This is a genomic window from Streptomyces sp. BBFR25, assembly GCF_044590125.1.
In the GTDB taxonomy this organism is placed as follows: domain Bacteria; phylum Actinomycetota; class Actinomycetes; order Streptomycetales; family Streptomycetaceae; genus Streptomyces; species Streptomyces canus_D.
Genome location: NZ_CP172447.1, coordinates 6,472,130 through 6,495,876 on the forward strand (window position 1 = coordinate 6,472,130; position 23,747 = coordinate 6,495,876).

The window sequence follows — 23,747 nt, forward strand, 5'->3', positions numbered from 1 at the left end:
GGACGGGTTCGGTCACCCGGAGCGGGACGGGGTGGCCGCCTCTGGTCAGAGTCCCGTCACTCGGTGACGGACAGTGATCTCTGCCGGGCCTATAGGTGTACGGGCCAAGCGCCGTCAATTCCCCGTGTTCCTCGGTCATATCCGAAGTAACGTCTGCCTACTCCGTCGGATGCGCGGCAGTCGAGTGAACGATTTCTGCGATACTTACCCAATCCCGAATTCACACCGGTTCGGTCGTTGCCCGGTACGAAAAGCGCCGGGGTGTGGTGCGAACGGGCGAAGAAACGACGTTCGGTGGCGCGTCCGGGTGATCCTGCGAAATGTGTCCGATCGGGTGTCCGATCGGAAGGCCGCCCCCTGGGTGACCAAGCACGCGAGCGAGTGACCGTGGCGGCCGTGGACGGCGACCCCCTGCACGGCGGGGTGCTGCTCACCGTCCACGCGCTGGGGATGGCGGTCACGATGTTCGTACTGGCGCTGCTCCGGGACCGGTTCGACCTGGGCCGCACTGGCCGGGGTGGCCGCGTCGGCCGCCCTGCTGGTGCTGCTCCGCCCGTCCGGCCGACGGCACGTACCATCACCACCCTCGGACGGGGAACCGGCCGTGCGCGAGTGACTCCGCCGAGCGGTCAGCGCTTGAAGTCGACCTCCTCGACGCGGGTCTGCACGGTCCGGCCGCTTTCCCAGGCGTTGGCGCCGGGTGCCACGTCCGGCACGGGGATGTCCGACCGGTTCTCCCGTTTGCGGGAGGTCGAGAGGCCGAGCCTGTCGTCCCGGGCCCGGATCATCTCGTCCGACGCCTGGCCGTCCTCGGTGAAGCCCATCATCAGTTGAGGGATGCCGTACGGGAAGTCGTCGCGGTCGTACTGCCACGTGTGGAAGGTCTTCCCGTACGTGGTCACGAGGTCCTCGAAGTAGGCGTGTTCGGCCAGGTCAGGGATGCCGGGGGCGGTGAGGCTGCCGGACTTGACCTCGTAGTGGTGGCTGTGCCACAGCCGCTTCTCGTCCTCGGGCAGGCCGCGGAAGCGTTCCTCGCTGATGATGTACTCGATGCCGATCAGACGGGCATCGGGTGCGTTGCGGTCGAAGATCACGCACTGGTGCAGGTCGTGCCGGAGATGGATGCAGAAGTGCGTGGCCTCCACCTGCCGCCCCATGTCGTCGGCGTACATGTGGAAGCCGTTGAGGTACGTGCTCATCGCGTCGAGCGGATACTTCGGCTGCAGGGCACCGGCCGCCAGGTCGAGGGCGCGGTGCTTGACCGGGTGCCCCTTGCCGACCTTGCTGATCGTGGCCACCTTGCGGCCGAACAGAAGGCCGACCGCGGTCGTCAGTCCCGCCGCGACACCGATGCCGATGCTCGCGGCCGGGCCCCGGCCGGGGCCGCGTGAGCGGTGCGCGCGCTGTGCGAGTGTCATGGGCGGCGAGTCCCCCGCGCGGGGTGGCCGTAACCGGGCAGCGCCCCGGTGCTCCGCGACATCGGCGAGACGGCCGCCCGGTCACGCCCGCAGACCGTCCAGTGCCGTGTCGACCGCCGCCAGGGCCGCCGTCCTGTCGAGCCCCGCCCTCGATACGAGCGAGAGCCCCTGCACGAGATAGAGCAGGAGTTGCGCCTGGTCTTCGGGAGGGCGGGTGGGCGTGACCTCTCCGGCAGCCTGCGCGCGGCGCAGCGCGTCGGTGACGATGTCGGTGAACCGGCGGTAGGAGCGGCTGACGATCTCCGTGGCCTCGCCGTCCTGGGGGACGAGTTCGGCGGTCGTGTTGCCGACCAGGCAGCCCTGCGGCGTCCCCATGTCGGAGATCAGTTCGTCCAGCCGCACGGGATGGGTCAGGATCTCGCGCAGGGCGGGCAGGAGCGGGCTGGTGTCGAGCGCGGCGGTCAGGTGCCGCTCGTACACCTCCCAGTAGAGCCTGACGGCTTCGAGGTAGAAGCGGCGCTTGTCGCCGAACGCGCCGTAGAGGCTGCCGCGTTCGACGGCCAGCGCGTCGACCAGGTCCTGGATCGACGTCGCCCCGTATCCCCGGGACCAGAACAGTTCGAGTGCGCGCTCCAGCGTCTGTGCCTTGTTGAACTCGCGGGGGCGTCCGGTTCGTGCCACGTGCCCGATCCTACGACTTCTTGACTGGACGTTCAAGAAGTCGTAGCTTCCGTTGCGGCACTTCTTGAACGCATGCACAGAAGTCGGTCGGTCACCGGCCGGCACGAAGGGCGGGGCAATGGAATTCGCAGGCAAGACGGCGCTGGTCACCGGGTCCGGCGCGATCGGCGGTCTCGGGCACGCGACAGCCAGGGTGCTGGCCGCAGGCGGCGCCGACCTGATCCTGACCGGCACCGATCCACAGCGCGGCGCGAAGGTCGTGGAAGACCTCGGCGCAGCCGGCGGCGAGTCCGCCGGGAGGGTGCGTTTCGTCGCCGCCGATCTGTCCGACGTGGCGGACGTGCGCCGGCTGGCGGCGGAGGCCGGTGCCGTCGACATCCTGGTCAACAACGCGAGCGTCATGACTCTCGCGCCGACCGTCGGGCAGGATGCGGCGAGTTATGACGCCGCCTTCGCGGTCAACGTGCGCGCCCCGTTCCTCCTCACCGCCCTGCTGGCGGAGAAGATGGCGGCGGGAAGCGGCGGCAGCATCGTCAACGTCAGCTCCACCGCGGCCGGCCTCGGCATGCCGGGCATGGCCGTGTACGGAGCCACCAAAGCGGCGCTGGAATCGCTGACCCGTACCTGGGCGGCGGAGTTCGCCGAGTCGAACGTGCGGGTCAACGCCGTCGCGCCGGGCCCGATGCGCACCTCGAAGGTGGTCGCGGCGATGGGACCGGACATGGGCGGCATGGGCCTGACCACCGCACTCAAGCGCACCTCCGACCCGACCGAGGTGGCCCGCGTGATCGCCTTCCTCGCCAGTGACAGGGCCAGTTACATGACCGGGGCGATCGTGGCCGCCGACGGCGGCCGCACCGCGATCTGAGGAGGAAGAGAACAATGGATCGTCTTACGGGAAAGCACGCGCTGATCACCGGGGGTACGAGCGGCATCGGCCTGGAAACGGCCCGCGAGTTCCTCGCCGAGGGAGCCACGGTCGCCATCACCGGCCGCTCTCAGGAAAAGCTGGACGCCGCGGCACGGCAGCTGGACGGCCCGCTGCTGACCATGGTCAGTGACGCCGGCGACGTACCCGGCCAGGCGACGCTCGCGGCACGGCTCCGGGAGGAATGGCCAAAGCTCGACATCCTGATGAGCAACGCAGCCGACGTCACCCACCTCCCGATCGAGGCATGGACCGAGGAGGCGTTCGACAGGCTCCTCGCGACCAATCTCAAGGCGCCCTTCTTCCTGATCAGGGACCTGCTGCCGCTCTTCTCGCAGCAGTCCTCGGTCATCCTCGTCGGCTCGGTCTCCGCGTACATCGGACACGAGAACGCGACGGTCTACGGCGCGGCCAAGGCGGGCCTGCTCTCCTACACGCGCGGGCTGACCCATGAGCTGAAGGACCGCGGCATCCGCGTCAACGGACTGAGCCCCGGTCCCACGATCACCAACGCGTTCGTGCCCCTCGGCCCCGAGCGCCAGGCCGCCCTCTACGAGGAACTCCGCCAGACCGTGCCCCTCCACCGCCTGGGCACCGCCACCGAACTGGCCAAGGCAGCGGTCTACCTCGCCTCGGACGAATCCGCCTACACCGCGGGCACCGTACTGCGGGTCGACGGAGGCATCGGGCAACTCGCCTACTGACCGATCATTCAGGGCTCGGCGGGGCCATTGGTCTGACAGCGAGGGAAGAGACCACGCCGAGTGCGGTGTCCGGGGCGAGGAGGAAACGGTGTTGAACGACCTGCTCACGGACCTCGGCGCGCGGTCCCGCTGAAGCGCGTCCCCGGTCGCGCCGGGCGCGGAGTTCCGCGCGTACCGGCTGACACACCCCCGTCACGCGCGTCCTCGTGCGGCACCTCGCCCGGTACCGGGACGCCGGCCTTCCGGACGACCCCGAAAGGTGACTGCGCCGTTTCGTCGAGTGAGGTACCCGTCTCCGCAGGGTGACGAGAGGCGGCCGCCGGGTGACCGGGTCTGTGAGGGCGCGCACAGGGCCCACGTCACACGGGGTCGCGGTTAGTAGACGCCCGACGGCGCTCGCCCGTGCAATCGTCGGCCGTCCGGGCGAGTCAGGCGGCCGGTCTGCGAAGCGGCGTAGTAGGTCACACACTTGTCGCGGCGCCCGGGCGTTCCGCAGTGTGTTCGGCGTACCGGGGAGCCGAGCGCCGGGACCGGACGGGAAGAGCCCGTCCGTGATCCAGACACCGGCCCTGATGACGCGAAGCCGCGTCCAACGCGGACACCGCGTCGCCGACCCCCCGTCGGCCTCCCCATCACGTTCCCGAATGGAGAGGTACACCCATGCACGCCATCCTGCGCCGCACCAGCATCCGCAAGTCCGCCGTGGCCTCCCTCGCCGCCGCGGGCGCCGCCGCCGTCACTCTCACCCTCGCCCCGAGCCCGGCACACGCCGCCGAGCCGGCCAAGGCCTCCACCGCGCAGACCCAGGCCCAGACCGACAAGATCAAGGCCATCGTCAAGGCCGGCGAGAAGAAGCACGGCGACGACCTCGACGGCTGGATCCGTACCGCCCTGGACGTCATGGACGCGAAGAACATCCCGGGCACCTACGAGGGCCTGCACCGCAACATCATGCGCGAGTCGTCCGGCAACCCGCACGCGCAGAACAACTGGGACGTCAACGCCCAGAACGGCATCCCTTCGAAGGGCCTGCTCCAGACGATCCAGCCCACCTTCGACGCCTACCACGTCAAGGGCACGAAGGACTCCATCACCGACCCGGTCGCCAACATCGTCGCCGCCTGCAACTACGCGGCCGACAAGTACGGCTCCATGGACAACGTCGACTCCGCCTACTGACCGGCGGACCCACCGACCGCCTGAGCCCCCGGGACGACCGGTCCCACGCGGAGGCCGGCGGGGCCCAGGCAGCACGGCGGGGCCGGAAGGACGACACGTCCTTCCGGCCCCGCCTGCGTCGCGCCCCGGGCGTCCCGGTCTCCGGAACCTTTCAGATGTCCCGGAAGATCTCGATCTGCGCCCCGATCGAGTTCAGCCGCTCGGCGAGGTCCTCGTAGCCGCGGTTGATGACGTACACGTTGCGCAGCACCGACGTGCCCTCGGCGGCCATCATCGCCAGCAGGACGACCACGGCGGGGCGCAGGGCGGGCGGGCACATCATCTCGGCGGCGCGCCAGCGGGTGGGGCCCTCGACCAGGACGCGGTGCGGGTCCAGGAGCTGGAGGCGGCCGCCGAGGCGGTTCAGGTCGGTGAGGTAGATGGCGCGGTTGTCGTAGACCCAGTCGTGGATGAGGGTCTGGCCCTGGGCCGAGGCCGCGATGGCCGCGAAGAAGGGGACGTTGTCGATGTTCAGGCCCGGGAAGGGCATGGGGTGGATCTTGTCGATGGGCGCCTCCAGCTTCGACGGCCGGACGGTGAGGTCCACCAGGCGGGTGCGGCCGTTGTCGGCGAAGTACTCCGGGGTGCGGTCGTGGTCGAGGCCCATCTCCTCCAGGACCGCCAGCTCGATCTCCAGGAACTCGATCGGGACCCGGCGGACCGTCAGCTCCGACTCGGTGACCACGGCGGCGGCGAGAAGGCTCATCGCCTCTACCGGGTCCTCGGAGGGGGAGTAGTCCACGTCGGCGTCGATGACCGGCATGCCGTGGACGGTGAGGGTGGTGGTGCCGATGCCCTCGACGCGGACGCCCAGGGCTTCGAGGAAGAAGCAGAGGTCCTGGACCATGTAGTTGGACGAGGCGTTGCGGATGACGGTGACGCCGTCGTGGCGGGCGGCGGCCAGGAGGGCGTTCTCCGTCACCGTGTCGCCGCGCTCGGTCAGGACGATGGGGCGGTCCGGGCGCACCTGGCGGTCGACCACCGCGTGGTAGTGGCCCTCGGTCGCGGCGACGTCCAGGCCGAAGCGGCGCAGCGCGATCATGTGCGGCTCGATGGTCCGGGTGCCGAGGTCGCAGCCACCGGCGTAGGGCAGCCGGAAGCGCTCCATGCGGTGCAGCAGCGGGCCGAGGAACATGATGATGGAGCGGGTGCGGACGGCGGCCTCGGCGTCGATGGCCTCCATGTCCAGCTCGGCCGGCGGCACGATCTCCAGGTCGGTGCCGTCGTTGATCCAGCGGGTGCGCACGCCGATGGAGTTGAGCACCTCCAGGAGGCGGTAGACCTCCTCGATGCGGGCGACCCGGCGCAGCACCGTGCGCCCCTTGTTGAGCAGCGAGGCGCACAGCAGGGCCACGCAGGCGTTCTTGCTGGTCTTCACGTCGATGGCGCCGGACAGGCGACGGCCGCCGACCACGCGCAGGTGCATCGGACCCGCGTAGCCCAGGGAGACGATCTCGCTGTCCAGCGCTTCGCCGATCCGGGCGATCATCTCAAGGCTGATGTTCTGGTTGCCGCGCTCGATCCGGTTGACGGCGCTCTGACTGGTGTTGAGCGCCTCCGCAAGCTGTGACTGCGTCCAGCCGCGGTGCTGCCGGGCGTCACGGATGAGCCTGCCGATGCGTACGAGGTAGTCGTCTGCCATGAGGTTGAGGCTATCTCAGATATGAGATCGCGCCTCTCGGGGGGTCTGTTCGGGTGACGCGACGTCAAGAAACCCCAGGTGGCGGCTCAGCGGCGCCTGCTCGTCGTCGTACGACGCCATCCGAAAGGTCCCGGCAAATCCATCGATGTCGTACGACGTCCGGTGCTGCTGCGGGTGTGGCGCGGGCCGTTCCTGCCTCCGGTGGTGATGGACCAGGAACGTTTGTTGATGTTCAGCCGCACTCCGGGGAGGATCCGGAAGCTCTTGCGGAACGTGAGCGGCATCGTGCCCCCTTCCAAGTCGTGCCGGGTCGGTCCGGCACGCATCGGATACCCCCGTTCGGCGTACTGATGGCCGCGCGGGTCACCCGGGATGGGGCGCACGCCACACGGCGCCCGGACATGACCGGGTCGCCCCCATGTACTAGAGTTATCTCGACATCGAGATATCTGCCGAGGCGTGCCGCAGCCACACGCCGCTGTCCGGTCTGGCGGTAAGGGTTACCTAACTTAGCCTTACCTTAGCGGATCGGCCAGGGGGCGTGGCGGCAGGATGCGGTGGTACGCGCACATGAATGAAGGAGACTGTCGTGTCGGCGAACAGCTTCGACGCCCGCAGCACACTGCAGGTGGGCGACGAGTCTTACGAGATCTTCCGGCTGGACAAGGTCGAGGGCTCCGCGCGCCTTCCCTACAGCCTGAAGGTGCTGCTGGAGAACCTCCTCCGCACCGAGGACGGCGCGAACATCACCGCCGACCACATCCGCGCCCTCGGCGGCTGGGACTCGCAGGCCCAGCCGTCGCAGGAGATCCAGTTCACGCCGGCCCGCGTGATCATGCAGGACTTCACCGGTGTGCCCTGCGTCGTCGACCTCGCCACCATGCGTGAGGCCGTCAAGGAGCTGGGCGGCGACGCGGCGAAGATCAACCCGCTAGCCCCGGCCGAGCTGGTCATCGACCACTCCGTCATCGCCGACAAGTTCGGCACCAACGACGCCTTCAAGCAGAACGTCGACCTGGAGTACGGCCGCAACAAGGAGCGCTACCAGTTCCTGCGCTGGGGCCAGACCGCCTTCGACGAGTTCAAGGTCGTCCCGCCCGGCACCGGCATCGTCCACCAGGTGAACATCGAGCACCTGGCCCGCGTCGTCATGACCCGCGACGGCAAGGCGTACCCCGACACCCTGGTCGGCACCGACTCGCACACCACCATGGTCAACGGCCTCGGCGTCCTCGGCTGGGGCGTCGGCGGCATCGAGGCCGAGGCCGCGATGCTCGGCCAGCCGGTCTCCATGCTGATCCCGCGCGTCGTCGGCTTCAAGCTCACCGGTGAGCTGACCCCCGGCACCACCGCCACCGACCTCGTCCTCACGATCACCGAGATGCTGCGCAAGCACGGCGTCGTCGGCAAGTTCGTCGAGTTCTACGGCGAGGGCGTGGCCGCCACGTCGCTGGCCAACCGCGCCACCATCGGCAACATGTCCCCGGAGTTCGGCTCCACCGCCGCGATCTTCCCGATCGACGACGAGACGCTGAACTACATGCGCCTGACCGGCCGCAGCGACCAGCAGGTCGCCCTCGTCGAGGCGTACGCCAAGCAGCAGGGCCTCTGGCTGGACCCGAAGGCCGAGCCGGACTTCTCCGAGAAGCTGGAGCTGGACCTCTCCACGGTCGTCCCCTCCATCGCCGGCCCGAAGCGCCCGCAGGACCGCATCGTCCTCGCCAACGCCGCCGAGCAGTTCAAGCAGGACGTGCGCAACTACGTCGACAGCGTGGACGAGGCGGGCCAGGAGTCCTTCCCGGCCTCCGACGCCCCCGCCGTCACCAACGGCGTGCCGTCCAACCCGGTCCCGGTCACCGCCCCCGACGGCACCACCTACGAGCTGGACCACGGTGCGGTGACGGTCGCGGCCATCACCTCCTGCACCAACACCTCCAACCCGTACGTCATGGTCGCCGCCGCCCTGGTGGCCAAGAAGGCGGTCGAGAAGGGCCTGACCCGCAAGCCGTGGGTCAAGACCACCCTCGCCCCGGGCTCCAAGGTCGTCACCGACTACTTCGAGAAGGCGGGCCTGACCCCCTACCTCGACAAGGTCGGCTTCAACCTCGTCGGCTACGGCTGCACCACTTGCATCGGCAACTCCGGCCCGCTGCCGGACGAGGTCTCCAAGGCCGTCAACGACCACGACCTCGCGGTCACCTCGGTCCTCTCCGGCAACCGCAACTTCGAGGGCCGGATCAACCCCGACGTCAAGATGAACTACCTGGCGTCCCCGCCGCTGGTGGTCGCCTACGCGCTCGCGGGCTCCATGAAGGTGGACATCACCAAGGACGCCCTGGGCGCCGACCAGGACGGCAACCCGGTCTACCTGAAGGACATCTGGCCGACCGAGGCCGAGGTCAACGACGTCGTCGCCAACACCATCGGCGAGGACATGTTCTCCAAGTCCTACAGCGACGTCTTCGCGGGCGACGCCCAATGGCAGGCGCTGTCGATCCCGACCGGCGACACCTTCGAGTGGGACAGCGAGTCCACCTACGTCCGCAAGCCCCCGTACTTCGAGGGCATGCAGATGGACCCGGCCCCGGTCGAGGACATCTCCGGCGCCCGGGTGCTCGCCAAGCTGGGCGACTCGGTGACGACGGACCACATCTCGCCCGCCGGCGCCATCAAGGCCGACACCCCGGCCGGCAAGTACCTGACGGAGCACGGCGTCGAGCGCCGCGACTTCAACAGCTACGGCTCGCGCCGCGGCAACCACGAGATCATGATCCGCGGCACCTTCGCCAACATCCGCCTGCGCAACCAGATCGCGCCGGGCACCGAGGGCGGCTACACCCGCGACTTCACCCAGGACGGCGGTCCGGTGTCGTTCATCTACGACGCCTCCCGCAACTACATCGAGCAGAACATCCCGCTCGTCGTCCTGGCGGGCAAGGAGTACGGTTCCGGCTCGTCCCGCGACTGGGCCGCCAAGGGCACCGCGCTCCTCGGCGTCAAGGCCGTCATCGCCGAGTCCTACGAGCGCATCCACCGCTCGAACCTCATCGGCATGGGCGTCCTGCCGCTCCAGTTCCCGGAGGGCCAGACCGCGGCCTCCCTCGGTCTGACCGGCGAGGAGTCCTTCTCCGTCTCCGGCGTGACCGAGCTGAACGACGGCACCACCCCGCGCACGGTGAAGGTCACCACCGACACCGGCGTCGAGTTCGACGCGGTCGTCCGCATCGACACCCCCGGTGAGGCGGACTACTACCGCAACGGCGGCATCCTGCAGTACGTGCTGCGCAGCCTGATCCGCAAGTAGGCGGCGGCGCACACAAGCCGAGGGCCGCACTCCTGTCGCCGGGAGTGCGGCCCTCGCGTCTGTCCGCCTTAGAACATCAGGCGGTACGTGTTCCAGCCACCGCTGCCGATCTTCACGGGGGACTTGAACGGGGAAGCGGCGTTGCCGGTGCCCTTGTACAGGTACAGGGCGCCGCTCTTGTTGCGGGCGACGACGTCCGTGACACCGTCGATGTCGATGTCGCCGACGGACACGATGTTGTTGTACGTGTTCCAGCCGCCACCGACGCGGGTGCGGGAGGAGAAGGGCGCCTTGTAGTTGCCGGTGCCCTTGTACAGCCACAGGACGCCCGACTTGTCCTTGGCGACGATGTCGGCCTTGCCGTCACCGGAGAGGTCGCCCTTGCCGGCGATGTGGGTGTAGGCGTTCCACCCGCCGCCGACCTTGTAGCGCTGGGTCAGCTTGCCGTTGCCGTAGCCCAGGTACAGGTACAGGTTTCCGGAGCCGTCGCGGGCGAGCAGGTCGTCGGCGCCGGCACCACCCAGGTTGGCGCCGGAGAACAGCTGGTTGTAGATCTTCCAGCCGTTGCCGACGAGGGTGTGCTCCTCGGTGTTCCAGGGGGCCCAGTAGAGCTGGCCCTCGGACGTGACGTGCCAGATGCCGTCCGAGAATCCGTCGGAGTCCTGGTCGACCTGCGTCATGGCGCGGGCCGTCTGCCAGCCGTAGCCGGCGTCCCAGCGAGCGTCCAGCCCGCCCTCGAAGTCGGGGTCGTAGCTCCACAGGTCACCCGCGCCGTCAACACCGAACACCGGGTTGATCGGGGCGTCTCCGGGCATGGCGGAGGTGCCGTACTTCTCGCCACCCGACGGCTTCACGTCGAGGTGCGTCCGGGAAGCGCTGGCTCCCGGTTCGTCGGCGGCGACGGCGCTGCTCGCACCCGTCGCCACCAGTGCGGCAGTGAGCGCCGCAGCCGTGGCACGCGCCAGGGCGCGACGCGTGTTCAGGCCAGAGCTTTTGGCCACGTGGGTCCTCCGTTTGGTTCATGCGGAAGGGACCGCGGACGGGTAAGTCCGCAAGATCCCGGGGTACTTCGTGATCCTTACACATGACGTTCACAGGTCAATCAGATTTACGGGCGGGGACGAGAGCGGTACAGAACAGGTACGCAAGCGCAACGTGGGGCGTACAACCTTTCGCGGGGTACGCCGGTCACCCGGCGTACCCCGCGACGTCATCCCGTGCTCACCTTCGGATTCAGGCCAGCAGTTCCACCTCCGCCAGCGTGTGCGCGCCGTCCAGGACCAGCCGGTACTCGGCGTACGAACCCGGCGACTTCACCGAGAACGCCCGCGTCTGCCGGTCCCAGGCGAAGGACTCGCCGGAGCGCTCGTCCAGCGTCCGCCAGGTGGTGCCGTCGGCCGAGCCCTGGAGCTTCCAGCCGGTCGGCGCCTTGGTGCGGTCCGCGGACGAGGTGAGCGTGTACTGGACCGCCTTGGCGCCCTGGTCGGACACGGGCAGGTCCACCGACGTCACGCTCGCGTCGGTCGCCGAGGTGTTGTCGAACAGCGCGCCCTGGCCCGTGATCGCGTCGGTGCGCGGGGTCGGTACCTCGTCGTCCTCGGTGATCGACGGCGGCGCCGCCTTCTCGCCCGTGCCCCACTTGGAGGGCTTGGCGCCCATGTCGAACTCCAGGACGCCGCCCTTCGCGATCAGCAAGTGGGGGAGCGACGTGGAGTTCCAGTTCTTGCCGTTGACCTTCAGGCCCTGCACGTAGACGTTCTCCGTGCTGTTCTTCGGCGCCTTGACGACCAGCTCGCGGCCGTTCTCCAGGTGCACCGTCGCCTTGGTGAACAGCGGGGACCCGATGGCGTACTCGCCGCTGCCCATCACCAGGGGGTAGAAGCCGAGCGAGGAGAAGAGGAACCAGGCCGACTGCTCGCCGTTGTCCTCGTCACCGTGGTAGCCCTGGCCGATGTCGCTGCCGGTGTACAGCCGTTGGAGCACCTCGCGGATGTTCTTCTGCGTCTTGTACGGCTGCCCGGCCGCGTCGTACATGTACAGGGCGTGGTGGGCGACCTGGTTGGAGTGCCCGTACATGCCCATGCGGACGTCCCGCGCCTCGACCATCTCGTGGATGACCCCGCCGTAGGAGCCCTTCAGGTCCGGGGAGGCGGTCTCCGGGGTGGAGAGGTACTCGTCGAGCTTGTCGCCGAGACCCTTGCGGCCGCCGTAGAGATTGGCCAGGCCCCGGCTGTCCTGCGGGGCGGTGAAGGCGTAGCCCCAGCCGTTGGTCTCCGTGTAGTCGTAGCCCCACACGCGCGGGTCGTACTTCTCGGAGTCCACGCGCCAGTCGCCCTTGTTGTCCTTGCCCTGGAAGAAGCCCGCCTTCGCGTCGAAGAGGTTGACGTAGTCCCGGGCGCGGTTGAGGAAGTACGCGGACTCGTCCTTGTACCGCTTCTGGCCGGTCTCCTTGTAGAGCTTCTCGCCCATCTTCGCGATGCCGTAGTCGTTGAGGTAGCCCTCCAGCGACCACGACAGGCCCTCGTGCGTCTCGGTACCGGCGTAGCCGAGGAACGGCGAGGTCTCCATGCCCTTGCGGCCCACGCCCGAGGACGGCGGCACGACGGTGGCGTTCTTGACCGCCGCGTCGTACGCCGCCTTCGCGTCGAAGTCGACGCCCTTGACGTAGGCGTCGGCGAAGGCCACGTCGGAGGAGGTGCCGGTCATCAGGTCCGCGTAGCCGGGGGAGGACCAGCGCGAGGTCCAGCCGCCGTCCTTGTACTGCTGCACGAAGCCGTCGACCAGCTCACCGGCCTGGGACGGGGTGAGGAAGGAGTACGCGGGCCAGGCGGTCCGGTAGGTGTCCCAGAAGCCGTTGTTGACGTAGACCTTGCCGTCCACGATCTTGGCGCCGGTCTCGGTCGGGGTGTTCTCCTTGACCGCCTTGGAGAACGGGGAGGCGTACTTGTACTTTCCGGCCACCTTCTCGTGGCCCGCGTTCGGGTACAGGTACAGCCGGTAGAGGCCGGAGTACAGCGTGGTCAGCTGGTCCTGCGTGGCGCCCTCGACCTCGACCTTGCCGAGAATTTTGTCCCACTGCTTCTGGGCGTCGCGCTTGACCTTGTCGAAGGAGGCGCGCTTCGGGATCTCCTGGCGCAGGTTGTCCTTGGCCTGGTCCACGCTGATCAGCGAGGTGGCGATGCGCATCGTCACGGAACGGTCCCGGCCGGCGTCGAAGCGCAGGTGGCCCTTGACGCCGCTGGAGTCGCCGCCGGTGACCTTGCTGTCGAACTCGCCGTAGACGAAGAGGCGGGTGGCACCGGCGGAGCCGCCGGACTTGACGTCCGAGTAGCCGGTGAAGGTGCCGTTCTCCTCGTCCAGGGTCAGCCCGGCCTGGTCGTTGACGTTGTCGAAGATGACGCTCGCGTCGTCACCGGGGTAGGTGAAGCGCATCATCGCCGCGTGGTCGGTCGGCGTCATCTCGGCCTTGACGCCGTTCTCGAACCGCACCCCGTAGTAGTACGGCCTGGCGGTCTCGTTCTCGTGCCGGAAGGCCAGCTCGCGGGCGTCCCGGCCGGTGTCCGGGGTGCCGGAGGCGGCCGAGGGCATCACCTGGAAGGTCTGCCGGTCGCCCATCCACGGGCTCGGCTCGTGGCTCGCGGAGAACGCCTGCACGGTGGGCAGGTTGGCGTCGTTGTTGCCGCTCGCGTACTCGTAGATCCAGCTGAGCGAACCGGCGTTGGTCACCGGCGTCCAGAAGTTGAAGCCGTGCGGCACGGCGGTCGCGGGGAAGTTGTTGCCGCGCGAGAAGCTGCCGCTGGAGTTGGTGCCGCGGGTGGTGAGCGCGTAGTCCGACAGGTGGGCCTTGGGACGCTCGGGCGCGGCCCGCTCGATCTCCACGTCGTCCAGCCAGCCGCGGAACTTCGCCGGGCCCTTGGGGGAGTCGTACGCCAGCAGGATCCGGTCGACGGTCTTGCCGGCGGCGACCGTACCGATCCCGGACTTCACACTGTTCCACTGGTTCACGTAGAGGATCTTGGCGTCGCCCTGACCGCGCGGCGTCAGCGGGAACCCGTGCTGGTCGGTGGCCTTGAGGTCGCTCAAGTAGGTGCCGTCGGTGAAGGCGAGGTCGACGGAGACGTTCGTGGCGTCGTAGTCGAGGTCGCCGTCGGCCATCGACGGGAAGACCTTGTACGACAGCTCGGTGCGCCGGTCGACCTTGACGTTCACGTCGAAGACCTTGTTGTACGAGTAACCCCGGCCGTCCGCGGTGTGCCGGCCCGCGTAGCGCAGCGCGTGGGTGCCGGTGAACCCGGCGTTCGCCTTCGCGGTCGGCGAGCCCACCGGGCCCTCGTCGACGAAGGAGAGCATGTCCTCGGGCGTGGGGACCTCGGTGTCGCCGGTGGCCAGCTGCACGTCGGCGAGCTGGAGCGCGTCGCCGGCGCCGTTGTTCTTGGTGATCTCCAGCCGGAAGTGCTGGAACTCGGCCGTCTCGGCGAGTTGGTAGGTCTTCGTCTGGAAGCGCTCGCCGAAGTGCTCCCCGGAGCGGGTGTCCAGCGTCTGCCAGGTCTCGCCGTCCGCCGAGCCCTTCAGCGTCCAGTCCAGCGGGTCGCGTTCGTCGTGGTCGTTGGCCGAGGTGAGGGCGTACTTGGCGATCTTCGTCGGCGCGTCGAGGTCGAACTCGACCCAGCCGGTCGGCGCGAAGGTGAGCCACTTGGTGGCCGGCTCGTTGTCGACGAGGTTCTCCTTCACCTCCCGGCCGCCCGTGTTCTCGGCGCTCGCGCGCACGCCGGTGACGTTCTCGGTGACGTTGCCGGGTATGCCGGTGCTGTACCCGCCGTCCACGCCGGAGGCCCGCTTGCCGCCGTCCGGGCCGGTGTCCACGGTGTCGGTCCAGTCCGGAGCCGGGTCGTCGGCCTCGAAGGACGACGCGAAGCCCCGGTCGGCCTTGGCGGGCGCGTCCGGCAGTGCGACCGCCGCCCCCTGGGAACCCACCGCCAAGGCGAAGGCGGTCGTCATGACGACCGCCGGACCCCATCTGTGCCGAACTCTGTACTGCATGTCCTGGCCACCCTCCCTGCGCGTGGGACAACGTTGTCAAATCAGCTGCGCAAGGACCAGTAGGGGTCAAGTGCCAAGTGATGTCAAGGGTGTTGGATGTGGCGTTCGGGGCTTATGCCAGGGATTCCTACGGCATGCGTCGCACAGGCCGCTCATATTTCCGGGAGGTCTCAACTCGGAAAAGACGTACCGCCAACCTTGCATTCGATCTTGCTCCGCCGACGGAAAGTGGACTATACCTGTCGGCCACCGGGGGATACGGGGGGAACCGCGACGAGGAACCGCCCAAGGCGCCCGAACAGCGGTGACAGTATCTGTGACCGCACAGCAGCACCCGCATTTCCTGCACGACCCAGCGTGACCCGATCGCGGTGCCGGGGAGGATCCGGTTCACCGCCTGAGTCCTGGAGAAGGCGAGGACTTGAGCATGGGATCCACTTCCGCCGAGAACAACGGTACGGGCGTCGGCCGCCGCGATCTGATCAAGCGGTCCGCCGCGCTCGGCCTGATCTCCGTACCCACGATGAGCTTCCTGTCCGCCTGCGCGAGCGGCGGCGGGGACGACCAGGAGAAGGCCGAGGCGGGCGAGAAGTCCGCCAAGAACCCGCTCGCGGTCAACGACAGCGCCCAGATGGAATTCGTCCTCTTCGACGGCGGCTTCGGCAAGGAGTACGCCGAGGACGCCGTGAAGCTGTACGAGAAGGCCTTCCCCAAGGCCAAGGTGAAGTTCTCCGCCACCCAGAAGATCCAGTCCACCCTCCAGCCGCGCTTCAACGGCGGCAACCCGCCCGACCTCGTCGACAACTCCGGCGCCGAGCAGATGGACATGGGCGTCCTGGTCGGCAAGAAGCAGCTCGCCGACCTCACCCCGCTGCTGGACGCCCCGTCCTACGACGACCCGAACAAGAAGGTCCGCGACACGCTGCGCCCCGGCATCGTGGAGATGGGCCAGTTCGACGGCGACCCGGTCTGGATCATGTACTACGCCTACACGGTGTACGGCAACTGGTACTCGCAGAAGGCCCTGGACTCCCTGGACGCGGAGTACCCCAAGACCTGGGACGAGATGATCGCGGTCTGCAAGAAGGCCAAGAAGAAGGGCATGGCCGGCTGGACCTACGCCGGCAAGTACCCGTACTACATCCCCTTCTCGATGTCCCCGATGATCGCCAAGGTCGGCGGCCGCGAGGTGCTCGACGCGATCGACAACCTGGAGCCGAACGCCTGGAAGCACCCGGCGGTCAAGACGGTCTTCGAGGCCTGGTACGAGCTGTACAAGGGCGGCTACATCCTCAAGGGCACCCCGGGTCTCGACCACATCCAGTCGCAGACCGCGTGGGCCAAGGGCAAGGCCCTGTTCATCCCCAACGGCTCCTGGGTGGAGAACGAGTCGGCCAAGGTCATCCCCGCCGACTTCGACCTCGCCGTCTCCGCCCCGCCCGGCATCGACGACTCCGACAAGATGCCCTTCGGCACCATGTGGGCGTCCGGCGGCGAGCCCTTCATCGTCCCGGCCAAGGCGGCCAACGGCGCCGGCGGCATGGAGCAGCTGCGCATCATGCTCAGCGAGGCGTCCTCCAAGAACTTCACCAGCAAGGTGAAGTCCCTGAGCGCCTACAACGGCGGCACCGACGGCATCGAGCTGACCCCGGGCCTCAAGTCGGGCGTCGCGGCGCTGGAACTGGCCGGCGACAACGTGGTGAACCCGCGCATGCAGGACTGGTACGTGCAGCTCCAGAAGGAGAAGATCGGCGTCTCCTGCCTGGGCGAGATGATGGCGGGCCGGATGACCCCGGCCGAGACCATCAAGAAGATCCAGGGCTACGCCGACGAAGCCGCCAAGGACTCGTCGATCAAGCACTACAAGCACCAGTGAGGACGCGTCACCAGGGCCTGTCCGGCGCCACCGCGCCGGGCGGGCCCTGGCGGCGCCACCCGCGCGCAGATCGGGGTCGGTAGCAATGCAGCACGGCAAGTACCGGTTCATCGTGGGGTTCCTGGCGGTTCCCCTGGGACTGTACGCGCTCTTCGTCATCTGGCCGTTCATCCAGTCCATCTACTACTCGTTCACGGACTGGACGGGGCTCAGTCCCGAGTTCAAGATGGTCGGCTTCGACAACTACTCGCGGATGCTCGACGACGACATCTTCTGGAAGTCGTTGCAACACAGCGTGATGTTCGCGCTGTTGGTGCCGCTGGTGACACTCAGCCTGGCGCTCTTCTTCTCCTTCATGATCAACGTGGGCGGACGGCGCCGACGCGGCGGCCCGGCGATCACCGGAGTGCGCGGCTCCGGCTTCTACAAGATCGTGTACTTCTTCCCGCAGGTCCTGTCCATCGCGATCGTCGCCCTGCTGTTCCAGTTCGCGTACAACCCGGACAGCGGCGCGATCAACTCGCTGCTGCGCGGGATCGGCCTGGACTCCGTCCAGCCGCTGTGGCTCGGCGATCCCAACATCGCCCTGTGGTGCGTGATGGCGGTGCTCGTCTGGTCGACGGTCGGCTTCTTCGTGGTTCTCTTCTCCGCGGGCATGGCCTCCATCCCGGCGGAGCTGTACGAGGCCGCGCTGCTGGACGGCGCGGGCCGCGCCGCCACCTTCTTCAAGGTGACCCTGCCGCTGCTGTGGGACACCGTGCAGTCCGGCTGGGTCTACATGGGCATCCTCGCGCTGGGCGCCGAGTCCTTCGCGGTCGTGCAGATCATGACGACCGGCCCCGGCGGACCCGACTACTCGACCACCGTCATGGTCCTGTACGTGTACCAGAAGGCGTTCCGTGACGGTCAGGCCGCCTACGCCACCACCATCGGCGTCGCCCTGCTCGTCGTCACGCTGGCCTTCGCCGCCGTCGTGATGCGGCTGGGCCGGCGCGAGCGGCTGGAGTACTGATCAATGAAGACGACCGAGACCCCCGCCCCCGTACCGGCCGAGCCCGGTACGCCCGTCATCAAGGCCCAGGCCGCCCCCGGCGGACTGAAGGAGGGGAAGAAGAAGGAGGGCACCACCCTCAACGTCTTCTCCCACGGCGTCCTCGTCATCTGGGCGATCATGGTCGGCATGCCGCTGGTGTGGGCGGTGATGACCTCCTTCAAGGACGACGCCTCCATTTTCGGCTCGCCCTGGTCGCTGCCCGACAAGCTGAACTTCGACAACTGGTCGCGGGCCTGGTCCCAGGCGCACATGAGCGACTATTTCCTCAACACCGTCCTGGTGGTCGGCGGTTCGCTCGTCGGCACCCTGGTGCTGGGCTCGATGGCGGCCTATGTGCTGGCCCGGTTCGACTTTCCGGGCAACCGGTTCATCTATTACTTGTTCATCGCCGGCATGAGTTTCCCGATCATGCTCGCACTGGTCCCGTTGTTCTACGTCGTGGACAACATGGGGATGCTGAACACGATCCACGGGCTGATCCTGGTCTACATCGCCTATTCACTGCCCTTCACGGTGTTCTTCCTGACCGGGTTCTTCCGCACCTTGCCCACGTCGGTGGCGGAGGCCGCTTTCGTGGACGGCGCCTCCCACTCGAGGACCTTCTTCCAGGTCATGCTGCCGATGGCCAAGCCCGGTCTGATCAGCGTGGGAATCTTCAACTTCCTGGGCCAGTGGAACCAGTACATGCTGCCGACCGTGCTGAACACGGACCCGGACAAACACGTCCTCACCCAGGGCCTGGTGCAGCTGGCGGTCAGCCAGGGGTACAAGGGCGACTGGTCGGGGCTGTTCGCCGGACTGGTCATGGCGATGCTGCCGGTGCTGGCCGCGTACATCATCTTCCAGCGCCAGGTGGTCCAGGGACTCACGGCGGGCGCCCTGAAGTAGCGCCCCGGACACCTCACGCGTGCCGCTCCCGCAGCCCGGGGGCGGCATGCTCGTGTGTGCGCGGACGACCACGGAGGAGAGCCGGATGCGGTTCAACCTCTTGACGGGAGGTGACCCGAACGGCTCAGCTTAGAGTTCACTAGTTGGACATGGAAGGGGCCTCATCGAAGCGGCCCCGCGCGCAGGAGGTCGTCGTGGAGACTCCGGGGTCGCAGTCGTCGCTGCACCGAGCCAACCTGGAACGCGTCGTACGGGCGGTACGGCTCGCCGGTTCGCTCACGCAGGCGGAGATCGCGAGGACGACGGGCCTGTCCGCGGCCACGGTCTCGAACATCGTCCGGGAACTGAAGGACGGCGGGACCGTCGAGGTCACGCCCACCTCCGCGGGCGGCCGCCGGGCCCGCAGCGTCTCGCTGAGCGGGGACGCCGGCATCGTCATCGGCGTGGACTTCGGCCACACCCACCTGCGCGTCGCCCTCGGCAACCTCGCCCACCAGGTGCTGGCCGAGGAGTCCGAGCCGCTGGACGTCGACGCCTCCTCCGACCAGGGCTTCGACCGGGCGGAACAGCTGGTCAGCCGACTGATCGCGGCCACCGGCGTGGACCGCGCCAAGATCGCCGGGGTGGGCCTGGGCGTGCCCGGTCCGATCGACGTGGAGTCCGGGACGCTGGGCTCGACCGCCATCCTGCCCGGCTGGGGCGGCACCCGGCCCGCCGAGGAGCTGCGGGGGCGGCTCGGCGTGCCGGTGCACGTGGACAACGACGCCAACCTGGGCGCCCTGGGCGAGCTGGTCTGGGGCAGCGGCCGGGGGGTGCGGGACCTGGCGTACATCAAGGTCGCCAGCGGCGTCGGCGCCGGTCTGGTGATCAACGGGAAGATCTACCGCGGACCCGGCGGCACAGCGGGTGAAATCGGGCATATCACCCTCGATGAGGCAGGTCCCGTCTGCCGGTGCGGCAACCGGGGTTGCCTGGAGACCTTCGCGGCAGCACGCTATGTGCTTCCGCTCCTCCAGCCCGGCCACGGCACCGACCTGACGATGGAGGGCGTCGTGCGGCTGGCCCGGGACGGTGACCCTGGCTGCCGTCGCGTGATCGCCGACGTCGGCCGCCACATCGGCAGTGGAGTCGCCAACCTCTGCAACCTGCTCAACCCGAGCCGAGTCGTCCTCGGCGGCGATCTCGCCGAGGCCGGTGAGCTGGTGCTCGGGCCGATAAGAGAGTCCGTCGGGCGTTACGCCATCCCCAGCGCGGCGCGCCAACTCTCCGTGCTCCCCGGGGCACTTGGGGGTCGCGCGGAGGTGCTGGGGGCGCTCGCCCTCGCGCTCAGCGAGATGGGCGATTCGACGCTCTTGGACGGGTCTGCGACCGGCGCTCTGCCGGCGGCCACGCCTGCCTTCACTTAGAGCACGGATGGCACCGTTGTCATCTCGTTAAGGATTTACTTCTTGACGTCGCACGTGTGGCCGAGTTGACTTCCAGCCACCTCGGCCGCAACGACGCGGCCTCGTCAGGGAGGTTTGTGTAGTGAACACGCGTATGCGTCGTGCCGCCGTTGCCCTCGCCGCCGGTGCCATGGCCGTCTCGCTCGCCGCCTGTGGCAGTGCCAAGGAATCCGGCGACAGCAACGACTCGTCCGACTCCGCCGCGAAGAAGGGCGACGACATCAAGGTCGGCCTGCTCCTTCCGGAGAACCAGACCGCGCGGTACGAGAAGTTCGACAAGCCCATGATCGAGAAGAAGGTCAAGGAGCTCACGAACAACAAGGGCGAGGTCGTCTACGCCAACGCCAAGCAGGACGCCAGCCTGCAGAACCAGCAGGTCGACACGATGGTGACCAACAAGGTCGACGTGCTGATCGTGGACGCGGTGGACTACAAGGCGATCGCGGGCTCGGTCAAGAAGGCCAAGGACGCCGGCATCAAGGTCGTCGCCTTCGACCGCCTGGCGGAGGGCCCCATCGACGCCTACACCTCGTTCGACAACGTCACCGTCGGCAAGACGCAGGGCGAGGCGCTCCTCGAGGCGCTGGGCGACAAGGCCAAGGACGCCCAGATCGTCATGATGAACGGCTCCTCCACCGACCCGAACGCCGCCCAGTTCAAGGAGGGCGCCCACGCCGCCCTCGACGGCAAGGTGAAGGTCGGCCGCGAGTACGACACCAAGGAGTGGAAGCCGGAGAACGCCAACGCCAACATGGAGGGCGCCATCTCCGCCCTCGGCAAGGACAAGATCCAGGGCGTCTACTCCGCCAACGACGGCATGGCGGGCGGCATCATCACCGCCCTGAAGGCCGCCGGCATCTCCAACGTCCCGGTCACCGGCCAGGACGCCGAACTCGCGGGTGTGCAGCGCATCGTCACCGGTGAGCAGTACATGAGCGTCTTCAAGTCGTACCCGAAGGAGGCCGAGACCGCGGCCGAGATGGCCGTCGCGCTCGCCAAGGGCGAGTCGCTCGACTCCATCGCCAACGACAAGGTCGACTCCGCCTCCGCCAAGGACATCCCCGCGGTCATCGTCCCGGTCGTCTCGCTGACCAAGGACAACATCAAGGACACCGTCATCAAGGACGGCTTCTACACGATCGACGAGATCTGCACGGACAAGTACAAGGCCGCCTGCGACAAGATCGGCCTCAAGTAAGCGGACCCGCGTCCTGGGCCGGCTGAGCCGCCCGGGACCGTCCGCCCCAGCTCCTCCGGCGTCCCGCACCCATCAGCCCCGCAAGCTACGCGGGGCGCCGGACGGAACACCCCCCCATACTTCTGCACAACCTCCCGCCGGGTCAGGCGGCGAAGGAGATGGTTCACGTGTCCGCTACGCCCGTGCTGGCGTTGCGCGGGGTCTCCAAGCGATTCGGTGCCGTCCAGGCGCTCACCGAGGTAGAGCTTGAGGTCCACGCCGGTGAGGTGGTCGCCCTGGTGGGCGACAACGGCGCCGGAAAGTCCACGCTGGTCAAGACGATCGCCGGCGTGCACCCCATCGATGAGGGCGCCATCGAGTGGGACGGCAAGGCCGTCTCGATCAACAGGCCGCACGACGCCCAGAACCTCGGCATCGCGACGGTCTACCAGGACCTCGCGCTGTGCGACAACATCGACGTCGTCGGCAACCTCTACCTGGGCCGGGAGATCCGCCGTCGCGGCGTCCTGGACGAGGTGGAGATGGAGCGCCGCTCCCGCGAGCTGCTGGACACGCTGTCCATCCGCATCCCCAGCGTCCGCATCCCGATCGCCTCCCTCTCCGGCGGTCAGCGCCAGGTCGTGGCGATCGCCCGGTCCATGCTCGGCGAGCCCAAGCTGGTCATCCTGGACGAGCCCACCGCCGCCCTCGGCGTCGAGCAGACCGCGCAGGTCCTCGACCTCGTGGAGCGGCTGCGCGAGCGCGGCCACGCCGTCATCCTCATCAGCCACAACATGGCCGACGTCAAGGCGGTCGCCGACAAGGTCGCCGTCCTGCGCCTCGGGCGCAACAACGGCGTCTTCGAGGTCAAGTCGACCTCCCAGGAAGAGATCATCTCCGCCATCACGGGCGCCACGGAGAACGCCGTGACCCGTCGTGCGGCACGCGCAAATGGGGAGATCAAGAAGTGAGCATCGACAAGACCTCCACCTCCGCCGCGGACAGCACGGTGGAGAACACCGACGCCGCGGCCGCCGCCGTCACGGCCGTCGACCCCCGGCTGCTGGTGCGTGAGCAGGGCTTCGCCGGCTACCTCGGCGAGTTCAAGCGGAAGATGAAGGCCGGTGACCTCGGGTCCATACCGGTCGTCGTCGGTCTGCTGATCATCTGGGCCATCTTCACCAGCCTGAACTCCAACTTCCTCACCGCCGGCAACTTCTCCGACATGTCGGTCGCCATGGTCGGCACCGGCATGATCGCCGTCGGCATCGTCTTCGTCCTGCTGCTCGGCGAGATCGACCTGTCGGTCGGCTCGGTCAGCGGTGTCGCGGGCGCCACCTTCGCGGTGCTCAGCGTCACGCACGGGATGAACGAGTGGCTCGCCCTGCTGCTGGCGATCCTCACCGGTACCGTCGCCGGTGCCATCCACGGCTTCGTCTTCGCCCGCATCGGCGTCCCGGCCTTCGCCGTGACGCTCGCCGGACTGCTGTTCTGGCAGGGCTTCATGCTCCAGATCCTGGGCGACAACGGCACGATCAACCTCGACTCCGAGGGCGTCGTCGTCAAGCTGACGAGCTACTACTTCAGCGACGTGGCCGCCGCCTACGGCCTGGCGGTCGTGGTGACCGCGGGCTACTTCCTCGCCGCGTTCTTCGACAACCGCCGCCGCGAGGCCGCCGGGGTGCCGTCCCGGCCGCTGAACGAGATCATCGTGCGCACGGTGCTGCTCGCGGTCCTGGCCTTCGCCGTGGCGATCGTCTTCAACCAGTACAAGGGCCTGCCGCTGGCTGTGGTGATCTTCCTGGCGTTCCTGCTGCTCACGGACTTCGTGCTGCGCCGCACCGCCTACGGTCGCAAGATCTTCGCGCTCGGTGGCAGTGTCGAGGCCTCCCGCCGTGCCGGTATCAACGTGGAGCTGGTCCGGATCTCGGTCTTCGCGATCGCGGGCGGCTTCGCGGCGATCGGCGGCCTCTTCGTGGCGTCGAAGATCGCCTCCGCCAACCAGGGCGCGGGCACCGGTGAGTTCCTGATGAACGTCATCGCCGCGGCCGTGATCGGCGGTACGTCCCTGTTCGGCGGCCGCGGCCGCACCTGGGACGCGCTGCTCGGTGTGATGGTCATCGTCTCGATCCAGTACGGCCTCGCCCTGGAGGGCATCGCCTCGCCGGTCCAGTACATGATCACCGGTGGCGTGCTGCTGGCGACCGTCGTCATCGACGCGATCACCCGCAAGACGCAGAAGACGGCCGGCCGCGCCTAGCCGTCGCCGGCCCTCGCGCGGCCCCACCGGCCGACGACCGCCCGCCCTCCCGGCTGAGCCCCGGGAGGGCGGGCGGCGCGTCGTTGCGACCCGTACGGGGGGCGCGTCGCCG

The 23,747-nt window shown here is 68.3% G+C and carries 17 protein-coding genes and 1 pseudogene; 12 read left to right on the forward strand and 6 right to left on the reverse strand.

Annotated elements, in window-relative coordinates; all coding sequences use genetic code 11:
• Window positions 1–381: 381 nt before the first annotated feature.
• Window positions 382–534, forward strand: a pseudogene (locus ACGH52_RS29540) (cytochrome c biogenesis protein CcdA); the annotation flags it as partial.
• A 95-nt stretch (window positions 535–629) separates the two neighbouring features.
• On the opposite strand, the gene ACGH52_RS29545 reads toward ACGH52_RS29540, so the two are convergent.
• Both ACGH52_RS29545 and ACGH52_RS29550 read right to left on the reverse strand, forming a co-directional pair.
• The gene (locus ACGH52_RS29545) at window positions 630–1,418 is read right to left on the reverse strand and encodes an OBAP family protein (RefSeq protein ID WP_399943682.1); all 789 of its coding nucleotides are present in this window, start codon (window positions 1,416–1,418) and stop codon (window positions 630–632) included.
• 81 nt (window positions 1,419–1,499) lie between these two features.
• On the reverse strand, window positions 1,500–2,099 hold the full coding sequence (locus tag ACGH52_RS29550) for a TetR/AcrR family transcriptional regulator (protein WP_210974551.1): 600 nt from the start codon (window positions 2,097–2,099) through the stop codon (window positions 1,500–1,502).
• Between the two features lie 118 nt (window positions 2,100–2,217).
• Between ACGH52_RS29550 and ACGH52_RS29555 the strand changes: the two genes are divergently transcribed.
• The 3 genes from ACGH52_RS29555 to ACGH52_RS29565 all read left to right on the forward strand — a co-directional run bounded on the left by ACGH52_RS29555 (window position 2,218) and on the right by ACGH52_RS29565 (window position 4,910).
• Window positions 2,218–2,967 (forward strand): SDR family NAD(P)-dependent oxidoreductase, encoded by a 750-nt coding sequence (locus ACGH52_RS29555; RefSeq protein ID WP_210974552.1) that lies wholly within the window; start codon window positions 2,218–2,220, stop codon window positions 2,965–2,967.
• A gap of 14 nt (window positions 2,968–2,981) precedes the next feature.
• Window positions 2,982–3,731, forward strand: coding sequence for an SDR family oxidoreductase (locus ACGH52_RS29560; RefSeq protein ID WP_121704281.1), 750 nt, complete (start codon window positions 2,982–2,984; stop codon window positions 3,729–3,731).
• 660 nt (window positions 3,732–4,391) lie between these two features.
• Window positions 4,392–4,910: a transglycosylase SLT domain-containing protein gene (locus tag ACGH52_RS29565; protein WP_399943686.1), complete on the forward strand. Its 519-nt coding sequence runs from the start codon at window positions 4,392–4,394 to the stop codon at window positions 4,908–4,910.
• A gap of 151 nt (window positions 4,911–5,061) precedes the next feature.
• Here the strand turns inward: ACGH52_RS29565 and ACGH52_RS29570 are convergent, their stop codons facing one another.
• The gene (locus tag ACGH52_RS29570) at window positions 5,062–6,591 is read right to left on the reverse strand and encodes a UDP-N-acetylglucosamine 1-carboxyvinyltransferase (protein ID WP_003972925.1); all 1,530 of its coding nucleotides are present in this window, start codon (window positions 6,589–6,591) and stop codon (window positions 5,062–5,064) included.
• A gap of 86 nt (window positions 6,592–6,677) precedes the next feature.
• On the reverse strand, window positions 6,678–6,875 hold the full coding sequence (locus tag ACGH52_RS29575) for a DUF4236 domain-containing protein (protein ID WP_076976921.1): 198 nt from the start codon (window positions 6,873–6,875) through the stop codon (window positions 6,678–6,680).
• Window positions 6,876–7,180: 305 nt separating this feature from the next.
• Between ACGH52_RS29575 and acnA the strand changes: the two genes are divergently transcribed.
• The gene (acnA, locus tag ACGH52_RS29580) at window positions 7,181–9,895 is read left to right on the forward strand and encodes an aconitate hydratase AcnA (protein ID WP_076976793.1); all 2,715 of its coding nucleotides are present in this window, start codon (window positions 7,181–7,183) and stop codon (window positions 9,893–9,895) included.
• 68 nt (window positions 9,896–9,963) lie between these two features.
• Here acnA and ACGH52_RS29585 read toward each other — a convergent pair whose 3' ends face one another.
• Both ACGH52_RS29585 and ACGH52_RS29590 read right to left on the reverse strand, forming a co-directional pair.
• Window positions 9,964–10,896 carry an FG-GAP repeat domain-containing protein gene (locus ACGH52_RS29585; RefSeq protein WP_399943691.1) on the reverse strand — a complete coding sequence of 311 codons (933 nt, stop codon included), beginning with the start codon at window positions 10,894–10,896 and terminating at the stop codon, window positions 9,964–9,966.
• A gap of 232 nt (window positions 10,897–11,128) precedes the next feature.
• Complete coding sequence (locus ACGH52_RS29590; protein WP_399943694.1) at window positions 11,129–14,935, reverse strand: GH92 family glycosyl hydrolase; 3,807 nt, start codon at window positions 14,933–14,935, stop codon at window positions 11,129–11,131.
• A gap of 427 nt (window positions 14,936–15,362) precedes the next feature.
• Between ACGH52_RS29590 and ngcE the strand changes: the two genes are divergently transcribed.
• The 7 genes from ngcE (at window position 15,363) to ACGH52_RS29625 (ending at window position 23,635) form a co-directional block, all read left to right on the forward strand.
• Window positions 15,363–16,811 carry an N-acetylglucosamine/diacetylchitobiose ABC transporter substrate-binding protein gene (gene ngcE, locus ACGH52_RS29595; RefSeq protein ID WP_059298195.1) on the forward strand — a complete coding sequence of 483 codons (1,449 nt, stop codon included), beginning with the start codon at window positions 15,363–15,365 and terminating at the stop codon, window positions 16,809–16,811.
• An 85-nt stretch (window positions 16,812–16,896) separates the two neighbouring features.
• Window positions 16,897–17,823 carry a carbohydrate ABC transporter permease gene (locus tag ACGH52_RS29600; RefSeq protein ID WP_059298197.1) on the forward strand — a complete coding sequence of 309 codons (927 nt, stop codon included), beginning with the start codon at window positions 16,897–16,899 and terminating at the stop codon, window positions 17,821–17,823.
• 3 nt (window positions 17,824–17,826) lie between these two features.
• On the forward strand, window positions 17,827–18,753 hold the full coding sequence (locus ACGH52_RS29605) for a carbohydrate ABC transporter permease (protein ID WP_059298199.1): 927 nt from the start codon (window positions 17,827–17,829) through the stop codon (window positions 18,751–18,753).
• A 194-nt stretch (window positions 18,754–18,947) separates the two neighbouring features.
• Window positions 18,948–20,159, forward strand: a complete 1,212-nt coding sequence (locus tag ACGH52_RS29610) for an ROK family transcriptional regulator (protein WP_059298200.1) — start codon at window positions 18,948–18,950, stop codon at window positions 20,157–20,159.
• Window positions 20,160–20,292: 133 nt separating this feature from the next.
• Window positions 20,293–21,396 carry a sugar ABC transporter substrate-binding protein gene (locus ACGH52_RS29615; protein WP_171987461.1) on the forward strand — a complete coding sequence of 368 codons (1,104 nt, stop codon included), beginning with the start codon at window positions 20,293–20,295 and terminating at the stop codon, window positions 21,394–21,396.
• 158 nt (window positions 21,397–21,554) lie between these two features.
• Window positions 21,555–22,346 (forward strand): ATP-binding cassette domain-containing protein, encoded by a 792-nt coding sequence (locus ACGH52_RS29620; protein ID WP_059298203.1) that lies wholly within the window; start codon window positions 21,555–21,557, stop codon window positions 22,344–22,346.
• Window positions 22,343–23,635 (forward strand): sugar ABC transporter permease, encoded by a 1,293-nt coding sequence (locus ACGH52_RS29625; RefSeq protein ID WP_121704273.1) that lies wholly within the window; start codon window positions 22,343–22,345, stop codon window positions 23,633–23,635. The genes ACGH52_RS29620 and ACGH52_RS29625 overlap by 4 nt, the downstream gene beginning before the upstream one ends.
• The last annotated feature ends 112 nt before the right edge of the window (window positions 23,636–23,747 follow it).